Source organism: Kitasatospora sp. NPDC048239 (genome assembly GCF_043202015.1).
Lineage (GTDB): Bacteria > Actinomycetota > Actinomycetes > Streptomycetales > Streptomycetaceae > Kitasatospora.
Genome location: NZ_JBICZP010000012.1, coordinates 89,796 through 103,234, shown reverse-complemented (window position 1 = coordinate 103,234; position 13,439 = coordinate 89,796). Strand labels below are relative to the sequence as shown.

Annotated in this window: 13 protein-coding genes and 1 pseudogene; 7 read left to right on the top strand and 7 right to left on the bottom strand. The window is 71.9% G+C overall.

The genetic code is table 11. The annotated features are described in order from the left end of the window. Positions 1-43 precede the first annotated feature (43 nt). Positions 44-694: a beta-glucanase gene (locus tag ACGFZP_RS28005; RefSeq protein WP_392938334.1), complete on the top strand. Its 651-nt coding sequence runs from the start codon at positions 44-46 to the stop codon at positions 692-694. A gap of 54 nt (positions 695-748) precedes the next feature. On the opposite strand, the gene ACGFZP_RS28000 is transcribed toward ACGFZP_RS28005, so the two are convergent. Both ACGFZP_RS28000 and ACGFZP_RS27995 read right to left on the bottom strand, forming a co-directional pair. Then, positions 749-1,138 (bottom strand): hypothetical protein, encoded by a 390-nt coding sequence (locus ACGFZP_RS28000; protein ID WP_392938332.1) that lies wholly within the window; start codon positions 1,136-1,138, stop codon positions 749-751. 786 nt (positions 1,139-1,924) lie between these two features. Further along, on the bottom strand, positions 1,925-2,335 hold the full coding sequence (locus ACGFZP_RS27995; RefSeq protein ID WP_392938330.1) for an organic hydroperoxide resistance protein: 411 nt from the start codon (positions 2,333-2,335) through the stop codon (positions 1,925-1,927). A 122-nt stretch (positions 2,336-2,457) separates the two neighbouring features. Between ACGFZP_RS27995 and ACGFZP_RS27990 the strand changes: the two genes are divergently transcribed. The 3 genes from ACGFZP_RS27990 (at position 2,458) to ACGFZP_RS27980 (ending at position 4,660) form a co-directional block, all read left to right on the top strand. Then, a complete protein-coding gene (locus ACGFZP_RS27990; RefSeq protein WP_392938327.1) occupies positions 2,458-2,937 on the top strand; it encodes a MarR family winged helix-turn-helix transcriptional regulator in 480 nt (159 codons plus the stop codon). A gap of 335 nt (positions 2,938-3,272) precedes the next feature. After that, positions 3,273-3,878 (top strand): RNA polymerase sigma factor, encoded by a 606-nt coding sequence (locus ACGFZP_RS27985; RefSeq protein ID WP_392938325.1) that lies wholly within the window; start codon positions 3,273-3,275, stop codon positions 3,876-3,878. Continuing rightward, positions 3,875-4,660: a hypothetical protein gene (locus ACGFZP_RS27980; RefSeq protein ID WP_392938324.1), complete on the top strand. Its 786-nt coding sequence runs from the start codon at positions 3,875-3,877 to the stop codon at positions 4,658-4,660. Before ACGFZP_RS27985 ends, ACGFZP_RS27980 begins: the two co-directional genes overlap by 4 nt. 148 nt (positions 4,661-4,808) lie before the next feature. Here ACGFZP_RS27980 and ACGFZP_RS27975 read toward each other — a convergent pair whose 3' ends face one another. Continuing rightward, positions 4,809-5,219 (bottom strand): SHOCT domain-containing protein, encoded by a 411-nt coding sequence (locus tag ACGFZP_RS27975; RefSeq protein ID WP_392938321.1) that lies wholly within the window; start codon positions 5,217-5,219, stop codon positions 4,809-4,811. Positions 5,220-5,432: 213 nt separating this feature from the next. On the opposite strand from ACGFZP_RS27975, the gene ACGFZP_RS27970 reads away from it, so the two are divergent. Beyond that, on the top strand, positions 5,433-6,326 hold the full coding sequence (locus ACGFZP_RS27970) for an RNA polymerase sigma-70 factor (RefSeq protein ID WP_392938319.1): 894 nt from the start codon (positions 5,433-5,435) through the stop codon (positions 6,324-6,326). A 51-nt stretch (positions 6,327-6,377) separates the two neighbouring features. Continuing rightward, positions 6,378-7,151: an SDR family oxidoreductase gene (locus tag ACGFZP_RS27965; protein ID WP_392938316.1), complete on the top strand. Its 774-nt coding sequence runs from the start codon at positions 6,378-6,380 to the stop codon at positions 7,149-7,151. Positions 7,152-7,191: 40 nt separating this feature from the next. On the opposite strand, the pseudogene ACGFZP_RS27960 reads toward ACGFZP_RS27965, so the two are convergent. The 4 genes and pseudogenes from ACGFZP_RS27960 to ACGFZP_RS27945 all read right to left on the bottom strand — a co-directional run. Then, positions 7,192-7,317: pseudogene (locus ACGFZP_RS27960) on the bottom strand (MFS transporter); the annotation flags it as partial. Positions 7,318-7,431: 114 nt separating this feature from the next. Next, positions 7,432-8,856 carry a non-reducing end alpha-L-arabinofuranosidase family hydrolase gene (locus tag ACGFZP_RS27955; RefSeq protein ID WP_392938313.1) on the bottom strand — a complete coding sequence of 475 codons (1,425 nt, stop codon included), beginning with the start codon at positions 8,854-8,856 and terminating at the stop codon, positions 7,432-7,434. Between the two features lie 100 nt (positions 8,857-8,956). Continuing rightward, the gene (locus tag ACGFZP_RS27950; RefSeq protein ID WP_392938310.1) at positions 8,957-10,429 is read right to left on the bottom strand and encodes an endo-1,4-beta-xylanase; all 1,473 of its coding nucleotides are present in this window, start codon (positions 10,427-10,429) and stop codon (positions 8,957-8,959) included. Between the two features lie 524 nt (positions 10,430-10,953). After that, positions 10,954-11,979, bottom strand: coding sequence for a LacI family DNA-binding transcriptional regulator (locus tag ACGFZP_RS27945; protein WP_392938308.1), 1,026 nt, complete (start codon positions 11,977-11,979; stop codon positions 10,954-10,956). Positions 11,980-12,136: 157 nt separating this feature from the next. Between ACGFZP_RS27945 and ACGFZP_RS27940 the strand changes: the two genes are divergently transcribed. Continuing rightward, positions 12,137-13,432 carry an ABC transporter substrate-binding protein gene (locus tag ACGFZP_RS27940; protein ID WP_392938305.1) on the top strand — a complete coding sequence of 432 codons (1,296 nt, stop codon included), beginning with the start codon at positions 12,137-12,139 and terminating at the stop codon, positions 13,430-13,432. The last annotated feature ends 7 nt before the right edge of the window (positions 13,433-13,439 follow it).

Here is a 13,439-nt window from a genome sequence, read left to right as displayed (position 1 = left end):
GGCGTCGGGCCGACGGCACGCAGGGGCACCCGGGGAGGCGGCCGTGGCAGTCGTATTCGATGCGGACTTCACTTCGACCAGGCAGTGGGTGGCGGGCCGTAGCAGCGCCTATCCCCGGATGGGGCCGACCAACCGGGGCGACCACAAGCTCGACTTCCTCAGCCGCGCGTACTGCCCCGGCGGCGTGTTCACGGCCACCCGGCGGCACGGCGGTGACCTGTGGACGTGCAGTCTGCTCACCACCGAGGGCAGCCCCGAGGGCTTCCAGGTGCGGACGGGGGACGCGCTGTCCGCCCGGATCACCCTCCCCGTGGAGCTGGGCGCGTGGCCGGCCATCTGGACCTGGCGGGACGGCGGCAACGAGGTGGACGTGTTCGAGTACCACCCCAACCACCCGGACCTGCTGGAGGTCTCCAACCACGTGCGCGGCGGCTTCCGGTACTGGCACGGCGCCGACTTCGGGATAGCCCCGGGCGCGACCTTCGACCTGCGGACCGTCCTGGGCGCCCGCTCGGTGAACTGGTACGTGGACGACACCCTCATCCACGCGGACCGGCGCGGGGTCGGCCAGGACTGGCACGCCTACCTGATCGTCAACCTCTCGGTGTCGGACGGCACCTACCACGACCGCCCGCCGCAGGACGGGCCGGACCGGCTCAGCTGGGCGTGCCACAGCCTGCAGGTCGAGCGCTGAGCGGCCCGGTGCGGGAGTGGCGCGGCGTGGGCTCGGCGCGGGCTCGGCCGCGGGTCAGTACGGGGCGGGTCCGGCGGAGTCGGGCGGGAACGTCGCCGTGATGCTCCCGCGCGGGCCCGTCCGCTGGAACCAGACCACCCGGCGGTGCGAGCCGATGTACGCGGGGTACGCCACGTAGAGGTCGTTGCGCGGGGCCCGCTCGTTGCCGGGGGCCAGGGCGGCGTCGACGGCGTCGGAGGCGATCTGGCGCAGCAGCGCGGTCGCCGTCGCGGTGGCCGCGGCCGGTGCGATGGCCAGGGCGGTGAGCTCGGCCCAGAGCCGCTCGGAGACGAAGGAGACCGGTGAGTTCCCGAGCGCCGGGTGCGGGCGCGGGTCCACGTACCGGCGCAGCACACCGGCCGCGACCAGCTGCTCGCGGTCGTCGGCCGGCGGGTGGGGGTCCATGCCCGCAACGCTACCCCGGTGCGGACGGCGGCCGGGGTGGTCACACCGTCCGGGCGTCCTCCTCGCGGCTCTTCACGCCGACCGTACCCCCGGAGGCGCACGATGGTGGTAAGGCCCTGCCCGGCCGATCCTGCCGGGCGCGATCGACCGGACGGGACCTGAGGCGCTGATCCCCTCGGCAGGCCCGGTCGGCCTGCGCTCCCTGCGGAGGAGGCCGTGATGAGGAACTGGTACGGGCGTGGCCACGGCCACGGCATGAGCGGCTGGGGCTTCGGCCTGACGCTCGTCCTGATGCTGCTGGTCCTGACGGTGCTGGTGCTGGCCGCCGTCGCCCTGTTCCGCTACGTCTCGCGTCCGCCGCGGCACGGTGGACCCGGTTCGCCCGGGAGCCCTGGGGCTCCGGGGCCTTTTGGAGCTCCTGGGGTGTCCGGGACTTCCGGGGCGCACGCCGGGTACGGTGCGCCGGTCGGCGCGCCCGGATGGCCCGGCGCACCGATGCCGGAGCAGGTGCTCGCCGACCGGTTCGCGCGCGGGGAGATCGACGCGGAGGAGTATCGCCACCGGCTGGACACCCTGCGCTCCGCGAACGGCCCATGGCCTGGACCCGCCGGGCCTGGACCGTCTGCGCCTGGACCTTCTGCACCGGGACCCGCCGGGCCCGGGGCTGCGGGGCCCGGGGCGTCCGGTCCCGGTTCCGGGGTGGGGCCGGGCGAGGGGTGACCGCGGGCCGGGTCCGCCACACGAGCGTGCGGCGGACCCGGCCCGGAAACCACCCGATGCGGGGGTCTACTCGACCACGAGCTCCACGGGGATGTTGCCCCGGGTGGCGCGGGAGTACGGGCAGACCTCGTGCGCCTGCTTGACCAGCAGCTCGCCGTTCTCGCCCGCGAGGGAGTCGGGCAGCTCGACCCGCAGCACGACCGCCAGGCCGAAGCCGGCGCCGTCCTTGCCGATGGAGACCTCGGCCGTGACCGAGACCTCGCTGGTGTCGACCCGGGCCTGCCGGCCGACCAGGCCCAGGGCGCTCGAGAAGCAGGCCGCGTAGCCGGCCGCGAACAGCTGCTCCGGGTTGGTGCCCTGCCCGCTGCCACCGAGGGCGGGCGGCATCGCCAGCGCCAGGTCGAGCTGACCGTCGGAGCTGACCGCCCGGCCCTCCCGGCCGTTCGCCGTGGCCACCGCGGTGTAGAGCGCGTCCATAGGTCCGTTCCCTTCGATCCTGTCGTCGGCGGCCACCCGGGCCGCCCTTCGAGAGCAATTAGAGCACGCAATTCAATTGCGCACAACTGAATCGCGTGCAGGGTGGTCGGTACGATGGGGGCATGACCACGCTCCCGCAGCTGCCCGACGAGGAACTGCTCCGTCTCGACCAGCAGATCTGCTTCTCGCTGAACGCCGCCTCGCGCGCCTTCGGCGGTGTCTACCGGGTGCTCCTCAAGGACCTGGGGCTCACCTACCCCCAGTACCTGGTCATGCTGGTGCTCTGGGAGCACGGTGAGCTGCCCGTGAAGCGCATCGGCGAGCGCCTGCGACTGGACTCCGGCACGCTCTCCCCGCTGCTGAAGCGGCTGGAGGCGGCCGGCCTGGTCCGCCGGGAGCGCAGTCCCGAGGACGAGCGCTCCGTCACCGTCAGCCTCACGGTCGAGGGTGCGGCGCTGCGCGAGCGCGCGGGCCAGGTGCCCCGTCGGCTGCTCGCCGCCACCGGGCTGCCGGTCGAGGACATGGCCGCCCTGCGGGTCCTGCTGGACCGGGTGACGGGCGCCCTGGACTCGGCCCTGCTGGAGCCCCCGGCCGTCGACTGACTCCGGGTCCGTCCGGCGCGCGGGCCGCCGGTCGGGCGGGTGGGGGCGTGCGGGCGGCCGACGGGCACGGGTCGCCGTCCGCCGTCAAATCGAGCCGCCGCGACACGGCCGGCCGGTGTGATCTGCGTCACTCCGCCGCGCCTCGCGGGGCGGGCGCCCACTCGAATCCGCAGGTCGCCGCGGGTGGGCGGAAACGGGCAGAAGCGGTCATTTTTTGCTCCCGGGATCCGGTCAACAATCCCCGCCCGCAGGACGGTTACACCACGAGCCCCTCCAGGGGCCGCCGGTGCGCCGCGCGGTGCGCCGGCCAGCTGACCCACGGAAGGGGGAGGCGTGTGGTGAACACCCCCGGGCCGGGCGAGGAGCAGGGCCTGCGAGCGGACCCGCTCGACGGACTGCCGGTCGACTTCGCGGTCTTCTTCACCCAGGAGAACCCCGGCTACCTCCGGTACGCCCAGCAGCGCCTGCGGCACCGCGAGGACGCGCAGGACGCCGTCCAGAGCGCCGGCGCCGTGCTGTACAAGAACTGGCGGCGCGCCCTGTCCAGCGCCGACCTCAAGGCCTTCGCCTTCAAGATCGTCAAGGACGCGGTGACCGACGTGCTGCGGGAGCGGCGCCGCACCGAGCGCAAGCGGCTGCGGGTGATCGCCCAGTTCCGGCCCGACACCGGCCACGGCGAGCTGGACGAACTCGCCGAACTCGACGCCCTGGACTGGGCCATGGAGGAGCTCGCGCAGGCCTCGCCGGTCCAGGCGGACGTGGTGCGACTGCGCCAGGCCGGCCTGTCCTACCCGGACATCGGCCGGGCGCTCGGCATCGCGCACACCACCGCCCGGACGTACTACAGCCTCGGCCGGCGCCACCTGGAGTACCTGCTGGAGACCGCGGACCGGCTGCCGGAGCCGGCCGCCGGCGAGAACGAACAGGGGAGGCCCGAGTGAACCTCGCCGAGCTGCTGCGCACCGATGTCGACGCGCTGGCACTTGAGTTCCGAGACCATGACCCGGTGGCCTTCACCCGTCGGCTCGCCGAACGGATCGGAGGCGGGTCCGGGGCCCCGGGTCCGCCCGCGGCCGGCCCGTCCGTGCCCGCTCAGCGCACCGCCGCCGGCCGGGCCGAACGCCCTCCGTCGGCGGCCCGGCGGCAGCCGCCCCCCGCGGCCCCGGACGGCCACCCCCGGACGCGCACCGAACCGGCGGCCCTGGCCGCGCTGACCGCCGCCGGCCGTGCCGAACTCCGTCGCGACCTGCGGTACCTGTGCGGCGGGATCGCGGCGGCGGCGGACGTGAGCGAGCTGGCGCTCGACCTGGAGCTGGCCGAGAAGGCCGCGTTCCGCACCCTCGGCTGTGTGCTCTACGGCATGGGCCGGGCGGCGGACGGGGTCTTCTGGTGGCGGATCGCCGCCCAGCTCGGCGACCAGCTGGCCGTGCACTGCCTCGCCGTCCACTACGCGGCGGAGGGCGACCAGCGCGACGCGGCGCACTGGGGGGCGCTGGCCGAGGATCTCAGCGCCCCCGACCGGTTACCCGCCGTCGCCCTCGGTACCTGTCCGGGCAGGCCCGCCGACATGGTGCGGGCGCTGGCCCTGGAGTGCGACGGCGAGATCGTGCTGACCCTGCGGGAGGCGGTCGCCGGGACCCGCCCGGTCGCGGTGCAGACCGCCCCTCGGCCCGGTAGGGGCCGGGCCCCGGCCACCCGCCGTCGCCCGGCCCGCTCCCGCTGAGGAGGGGGCGATGGCCGCCGGGGCCCGGTTGGAACGTCCCGGCGGCCCTCGCCGCGGTCCGGGCCCGCCTGCTCCGGATGGGTGAGGCGCGGGGCCTGCGCCGACCGTTCCGGCACGGGCCCCGCGTCAGGCGAGGCGCAGCCCCGCGTCAGGCGAGCAGCTTCTCCTTCGCCTTCCGGAACTCCTCCTCGGTGATCGCGCCGCTGTTCCTGAGATCCGCCAGCTTGGCCAGCTCGTCGACGTGACCGCCCGCCCCGCCACCACCGCCGGGCTGGGTGTCTGCGGCCTCCTTGATGTACGCCTTGAAGGCGGCATCGGCCTGCCGCGCCTGCTCGACGTCGCGCTCGCCCATCGAGCGCCCGCGCGCGATCAGGTACACGAAGACACCCAGGAAGGGCAGCAGGATCACGAAGATCACCCAGCCGGCCTTGCCCCAGCCGCCCATGTCGTGGCTTCGGAAGATGTCCGAGATGATCTTGAACAGCAGAAAGAACCAGAGGACGAACAGGAAGAACTCCAGCATCGTCCAGAACAGGCTGAGCATTGGATAGTCGTCCACGATGCCCTCCTCATGGCGGCCGGCCGAACACCGTCAGCCGCACGGCGACCCGCGGCGCCCGGAAGTGGACGGCGGTCAAACGAGTCATATCACCGCAATTCGCCGTCCGCGCGCCGGGCCTGCGGGGTTCGGCGGGTAGGACCGGACACGCCCTGGCGCCGACCACCTGACCTGGGTTGTCGCCGAGGTGATCACCCGTACTACCGTTGCGCGGTGGACAAGGCTCAGGAGTTCGAAACCCATCGACCCCGGCTGTTCTCGCTCGCCTACCGGATGCTCGGGTCGGCGGCCGAGGCCGAGGACGCCGTGCAGGACGCCTACCTGCGCTGGCACGGCGCCGAGCGCGAGCAGATCGCAGCTCCGGGCCCCTGGCTCGCCAAGGTGCTCACCAACCTCTGTCTCAACCGGCTGACCTCGGCGCGGGTGCAGCGCGAGGAGTACGTCGGGCCCTGGCTGCCGGAGCCCGTACGGACCGAGGGCGGTGCGCTCGGCCCGATGGAGACCGCTGAGCAGCGGGAGGCGGTGTCGATGGCCGTCCTGGTGATGATGGAGCGTCTTACTCCGGCCGAGCGAGCCGTGGTCGTCCTCCGCGACGCCTTCGACTACGGCTACCGCGACATCGCGGGGGTGCTGGACTCCACCGAGGCGAGCGCCCGGCAGCTCTACCGCCGGGCCAGGCTCCACCTGGCCGAGGGGCGGTCCAGGTTCGAGACCTCCGAGCAGCCGCGCACCGACCTGCTGACGCGCTTCCTGGAGGCCGCGGCCCTCGGGTCGCTGCAGCAGTTGGAGGCACTGCTCGCGGACCAGGTCGTCGCGTGGTCCGACGGCGGCGGCAAGGTCCGTGCGGCACTGCGCCCGGTCAGCGGCCGGGACAAGGTGGCCCGCTTCGTCCTGGGCCTGTTCACGCGCTGGGTCGGGGAGATGGAGATCGAGGTCGCCGAGGTGAACGGCGCGCCGGTGGTCCTGGGCTGGGAGGCCGGGGGGCTGGTCGCGGTCGGTGTCGTCGAGGGCGGCGAGGACGGGATCACCGGGATCCGGATCATCCGCAACCCGGAGAAACTGAGATTTCTCGCGAATCAGTCCCGGGGACTGTCACAGAACGCGTAGCCGGCCGGTTCTTCCTCTGTGACAGGACGAACGACACGGAGGACTGCAGCGATGGACAACGTGATCATGGTGACCGGGGCGACCGGCGTACTGGGCCGCGAGGTGCTGGAGCGGGCGCTCCGAACCGGGCTGCCGGTGCGGGCGCTGACCCGCCGGACGGACCTCCCCGCCACTCCCGGCGTCTCCTGGTTCACCGGCGACCTGACCACCGGCACCGGTCTGGCCGAGGCCTTCGCCGGAGTCCGCACGATCATCCACTGCGCGACCGACATCCGCAGGTTCAAGAACGACATCCCCGCCTTCCGGCAGCTGCTCGCCGCCGCGGAGCGGGCCGGGGTCGAACACGTCGTCAACATCTCGATCATCGGCGTCGACCGGATCCCGTACCCCTACTACCGGATCAAGCTGGAGGGCGAGCGGCTGCTCGCGGAGTCGGGGATCGGCTGGACCAATCTGCGGGCCGGCCAGTTCCCCGACCTGCTCAACACGGCGCTGCGGGTGATGTCCAAGTCCCCCGTCATCCCGATGCCCTCCGGCACGGCCTGCCAGCCGGTGGACCAGGGCGAGGTGGCCGACCGGCTGGTCGAGTTGGCGCAGGGCGGGCCGGCCGGCCGGGTGCCGGACATGGCCGGGCCGACGGTGTACTCGGCCGTCCGGCTCGCCAGGGACTGGACGAGGGCGGCCGGCAAGCGCCGGATCGTCCTGCCGGTCTTCGTTCCCGGAAGGATGGGTGCGGCGTTCCGCACCGGCGCGCTCACCGCGCCGGACCGGGCGGTGGGGGTCCGTACCTGGGAGGAGTACCTGGCGGCCGAGGTCGCCCGCTGAGCCCGCCGGACCGGGGGCGCCGGCGCCCACTCGTCGGCGCGCCGCTGGTCACCAGGCCGACGACACGTCCGCGCCGGGCCGGTGGGGCCAGTGCCGCCGCGAAGGCCACCAGCGTCTGGGTGACCACTGCGAGAAGCCCCATCGCGGCCATGCCCGGGCGGAGAACGCACGGGCCTCGCCGCTTCCGACGGGGAAGAGGCGAGGCCCCCGGAGCCGCACGCTTCGACCGGCGGTCGAAGCGTGCGGCTCGCGGTGTTGTGGCGGTGTCCTGGCGGGCGGGTCAGCGCCGCAGGGTGAGGAGGCCCGGCCGCCAGGGCAGTTGGTCGTAGGGGCCGGTCGCGGTGGGGGACTTGCCCTGGTAGAGGAGCTGCAGGTTGCAGGGGTCGATGGTCATGGTCTGGTCGGGGTTGTTGCGGACCAGGTCGCCGTGGCTGATGTCGTTGGTCCAGGTGGCGCCGCTGTTGGCCTTGCCGGCGAAGGGGTTGCTCTCGGTGGCGGCCTGCGGGGTCCAGGAGCCGTTGAGGCTGGTGGCCGTGAACGAGCGGAAGTAGCGTCCGTTCGCCCCCATGGCCTCGACGATCATGAGGTACTGGTTCTGGCCCTGGACCTTGTAGACCTGCGGGGCCTCGAAGAGGTTGGCCGTCGTGTCGCTCATGACCGTGGTGTACGAGGAGCCGAAGCTGCCGGGGAAGTTCCCGATCGGCATGCTCGCACGGTAGATGCTGCCGTTGTCGCCGGCGAAGAACAGGTACATGTTCTGGCCGTCGGCGATCAGGGTCTGGTCGATCGGCCCGGTGGCGGAGTTGGGGATGCTACCGGTGAACAGCGGCTGCGGCGCGGACCAGCCGTTGGGGTTGGTCGGGTCGCTCGACGTGCGGTAGATGAACGGCCACGCACCCCACTGGTACGCCAGCACCCAGATGTTCTTGGGCGCGAAGTAGAACAGCGTGGGGGCCACCGCGGCCTGGCTCATCCCGCTCTGGCCGGCCGACGCCATGTCCGACCAGTTCGTGAAGGGGCTGAACATCATCGAGCCGTACGACGACCCGTTCACGTTCGACGCGTAGACCAGGTGCTTGCCGTTGACCACCACGTCGGTGAAGTCCTTCACCGACGCCCATCCGTTGGCCGGCTGCGCCAGCGCGCCCGAGGACGACCAGCGGTACGCCGACGGCAGGGGGCAGTTGCCTCCCGGCGGGGTCGTCCCGGACAGGCCGGTCCACTGTTGGTTGCCGCGGCCGTTGCAGGTCCAGATCTCCACCGCAGTGCCGTTGGCCGTGGCCGCGCCCGTGACGTCCAGGCACAGCCCGGACTCGACGCCGACGATCGTGCCGTCGGCGTTCACCCGCCACTGCTGGTTCGCGCCGCCGCTGCACGTCCAGATCTGCACCCGGGTACCGGCCGTGGTGGCGTGGCCCGGCACGTCCAGGCACTTGTTGCCGTACACGGTCAGCTGGTTCCCGGACGTCGACGTCCACGACTGGTTGGTGCCGCCGGAGCAGTCGTAGATCTGCAGGGACGCGCCGTCGCTCCGGTCGGCGTTCGACACGTCGAGGCACCGGCCGGAACCCGTACCGCGCAAGGCACCGCTGGTGTCCGCGTGAGCGGGGGTCGCGACGAGCAGCGCCGCGAGCGCCGCCACGGTCGCGACCACGGCGGTGAGCACCGCGGACAGCGGCCTGCGGCTGGAACTTCGTTTGCGCATGGGATCTCCTTCGTGAACGGATGGAGCTGCCACCCGGGTCTGTTGTCGCTCACCTGCGCGGGCGCGCGCCTGCCGTGGGCGCGCGCCCGCACGGCTCAGCTCACTTGAAGTTCCAGTGCTGGTTGGCGCCGCCGGTGGAGTCCCAGATCTGGACGGGGGTGCCGTTGGCGGTCTGACCGCCGGGGATCTCCAGGGCCCGACCGCTGGCGACGTTGGTCAGGGTGTAGGAGCCGTCGCCGTTGCGGCCGGCCCGCCAGTGCTGGTTGGCGCCGCCGTTGGAGTCCCAGACCTGCATCTTCGTCCCGTTGCCCGACTGGTTGCCCGGCTCGTCCAGGACCCGGCCGCTGGCGATGTTGGTCAGCGTGTAGGAGCCGTCGCTGTTCCGATCGGCCCGCCACTGCTGGTTCGCGGCACCGCCGGCGTCCCACACCTGGAGCGGGGTGCCGTTGCCGTTCTGACCCGCGGGCTCGTCGAGAACGCGTCCGGCGGCCATGTCGGTGAGCGTGTAGACGGTGCCGGAGACGATGCCCCCGCCCGGGTTGCCGTTGCCGCTGCCGCCGAGGGTGGTGAGGACTGCGCCGTAGGCGGCCTTCTTGTTGCCGTTGTTGTCGAACAGCAGGGGGTTCTCGCCGCCGCGCCAGGAGTCGCTGTCGCGGATGCCCCACACCGTGATGCCCGTGCAGCGGGCGACGTCGAGGCAGGCCTGGACGGTGTTGGCGTACGCGGTGGTGGACGCCTGGGCGATGTCGAGCTCGGTGAGCTGGACGTCCACGCCGAGCGCGGCGAAGCTGGACAGGGTGGTCCGGAGGTTGGACGGCGGGCCGCCGGCGCCGAAGTGGGCCTGGAGGCCGACGCAGTCGATGGGCACGCCGCGGGACTTGAAGTCCTTGACCATGTTGTAGACGCCCTGGGTCTTGGCGTCGGTCCAGTTCTCGATGTTGTAGTCGTTGTAGCAGAGCTTGGCCGAGGGGTCGACGTTGCGGGCGGTGCGGAAGGCCTCCTCGATGAAGCCGTTGCCCAGCACGTCCTGGAACACCGAGCCGCGGTGCTGGCCGCTGCCGCCGTCGGCGAACGCCTCGTTGACCACGTCCCAGGCGTAGATCTTGCCCTTGTAGTGGTTCATCTCGGTGGTGATGTGGTTGTTCATCACGCTGCGCAGGGTGTTGGCGTCCCGGATGGAGCCGACCCAGGACGGGAGCTGCGAGTGCCAGACCAGGGTGTGGCCGCGCATGCGCTGGCCGTGCGCGGAGGCGTGGTTGACGATCGAGTCGCCCGGCCCGAAGTTGAACGATCCGCGGGACGGTTCGATGGTGTCCCACTTCATCTCGTTCTCCGGGGTGATCATGTTGAACTCCCGGTCGAGAATGGTGGAGTACGTCGAGTCGCCGAGCCTGCCGGCGGCCACTGCCGTGCCGAAGTAGCGTCCGCTGTCGGCCGCTGCCGCGCCCAGCGTGGACGCCCCGGCGGCATGGGCCGCGGGGCTTGCGGTGACGGCGGTGGCCGAGCCGACGAGCAGGCATGCGGCCGCCGTCAGGGCCTTGCGGAGAATGGGCTTCGTGGTGAGCCATGGCATGACGGATCGTTCTCCTCGGGTGGGGGATGCCGGCGCACCGGTCGGGGGTCGGAGCGCCGTCTGGCGGTTGTGCGTGGGCGGCTCGCCCGAGTGCTCTTCTGCCGGGCAGGGCGGGGGCGCGTTTCCGGGAGGTGGTGCCTGGTGCTGCCTGTCGGCGCGTCTGTTAGCGCTAACAATTCACGACGGAAACGTGCCCTGACCGGAGTGTCCGGACGATCGGCTTGTCGTCAACAAGCTCGCGCCGGTGGGTGGTTGGCGCGCCAGGCCGGGGAGCCGGGGCCCCCGGACTTGTCGACGGCGACAGTGTTGGCCTGAGCTCGACAAGTTGTCAACGCTTTCGACCGAAACAGCGACAGCTTCGACCGCTGCCGGGCCCACCCCGCCGGAGAACGCGCTGGCCAGACGCTTGGCGGTCGATTGCGAGGCCCGGGAACCCGATCGGGAGCCTCCCGACGCCCCCGCGAATTCCCTGTGCGCGGGTCACAATCAACGCAGAAGAACGGCGAAAGTTTCGCAATCCCTGCTCAGGGTCGACCGGGCGCCACGGCGCTGGAGCGCACCACCAGGGTGGTCGAGAGTTCGAGGCGGGTGGGCGCTGCCGGCGCCTCCCCGGCGCGGAGGGAGAAGATCAGGCGCGTCGCCTGCTCGGCCATCTCCCGCAGGGGCTGGCGGACGGTGGTCAGCGCGGGGCTGGTCCACTGTGCGATGTCCAGGTCGTCGTAGCCGACCACGGACAGGTCCTCGGGGACGCGCAGGCCGCGGACCCGGGCGGCCTCCATGACGCCGAGCGCCTGCAGGTCGCTGCCGGCGAAGATCGCGGTGGGCCGGTCCGGGAGCTCCAACAGCCTCTCGGCCCGGGCGAATCCGCCCTCGGCGTGGAAGTCGCCGAAGGCGGTCAGTGCGGGGTCGACCGCCAGGCCGGCCATGGTCATCGCGGAGCGGTAGCCGTCCAGCCGGGCCAGGGAGCAGAGGGTGTCCTCGGGGCCGGTGACGATGGCGATGCGCCGGTGGCCGAGCTCGATCAGGTGCCGGGTGGCGGCGAGGCCGCCGGCCCAGTTGGCCGACCCCACCGAGGGAACGTCCGGGTCGGGGTTGCCGGCCGGGTCGACGATCACGAACGGGATGGAGCGTGCGCGCAGTTGGCGCTTGAACCCGGGCGGCAGGCTGGAGAAGACCAGCACGACACCGAGCGGGCGCCGGCGCAGCACCGCCTCGATCCACTCCGGTCCGGGGGCCTGGCGCGAACCGCTGTGGGTGACCACGACCGCCGCCCCGTGCTCGTTCGCCACGGCCTCGACGCCGCGGAGGAGCTCCATCGCCCAGAGGCTGTCGAGCTCGTGGAAGACGATCTCGACGAGGGGTGCTTCACCTCCGCTGCGCGCGGCTCGCCGGTAGTCGTGCTCGCTCAGGACCTGCTCGACGCGGACGCGGGTGGCCGCCGCCACGTCGGTACGGCCGTTGAGAACCTTCGAAACCGTCGAAACGGAGACCTCGGCCTCGCGCGCGATGTCCGCGAGGGTCACCCGTCCCAGTTCATCGCCCATTTCCATGGAGGCAGCATAGGGCACGGGCGGCGCAGGGCAGTTGGCGCACCACGCTCCGTCAGAAACCCCCGATCCGAGGGGTTGACCCGAGACATGTCCGCAACCTACCGTCCCGGCCATGCGCTTATTTCGAGAAACCAGTCGAAACTTTAGGGCAACCCCGATGAGGAGACGCGCTCTCGCCGTCGCACTCGGTCTGACCGCGGTTCTGGTGGGGACGACCGCCTGCGGCAGCGGCGGTTCCTCCTCCGCCGGAGGAGGCTCCGGCACGATCCACGTGCTGGTCTACGGGGATGCCGGCAACAAGGTCGAGAAGCAGCTGGTGGAGACCTTCAACAGGACGTCGAAGATCAAGGTCGTCCTGGACACCATCCCCGGCGCGGACTACCAGGCCAAGCTCAACACCGTCATCAACACCCCCCAGGCGCCGGACGTCTTCTTCAACTGGGGCGGCGGCAGCATCCAGTCCTACGTGAAGTCCGGCCTGCTGCTCCCGCTGGACGACATGATCGCCGCGGACCCGGCGCTGAAGAGCAGCTTCCTGCCGTCGGTGTTCAACACCGCGGTGATCGACGGCAAGTCCTACGGCATCCCGATGCGCGGCACCCAGCCCGTGCTGCTGTTCAGCAACAGGAAGGTGCTGGCCGACGCCGGCCTGAGCGCCCCGAAGACCTGGGACGACCTGCTGGGTGCCGTCCGGGCGCTCAAGGCCAAGGGCATCACCCCGATCGCCCTCGGCGGGGGCGACCAGTGGCCGACCCTGATGTGGCACGAGTACGTCTTCGACCGCGTCGCGGGCCCCGAACTGTTCCGGAAGGCGCTGTCCGGCGACCGGAGCGCCTGGGAGAGCGAGGACGCCAAGAAGGCCCTGGGCATGCTCAGGCAACTGGTCGACGCCGGGGCGTTCGGCTCCAACTTCGACTCGGTCAAGTTCACCGACGGCGGATCCCCGGCCCTGCTGGCCAAGGGCAGGGCCGCCTTCGAGCTGATGGGCTCCTGGGAGTACGCCACCCAGCGGGAGGCCAACCCGGACTTCGCCAGGAGCGGCCTCGGGTACAGCAGCTTCCCCGGTGTGGCCGGCGGCAAGGGCGACCCGGCCGACGTGGTCGGCAACACCAACAACTTCTACTCGGTGCTGAAGAAGAGCAAGCACCCCGAGGCGGCGGCCGCCTTCCTGAAGCTCATGTACTCCGACGAGTTCGTGAAGGCCCAGCTGGCGATCGGCAACCTGCCGACCACCACCAGCACCGAGCAGTTCCTCGCCGCCTCGGACAACCCCGACTACTCGAAGTACCAGTACGACCTGGTCAAGGCGGCCCCGTCGTTCCAGCTGTCCTGGGACCAGGCGTACCCGCCGGCCGCCAACGCGCCGATCCACACCGCCGTCCAGCAGTTCTTCAACGGCAAGCTCGACGTGGACGGCTTCATCAAGGCCATGCAGGCCCTGCCCGCCTCCTGAGACGGAT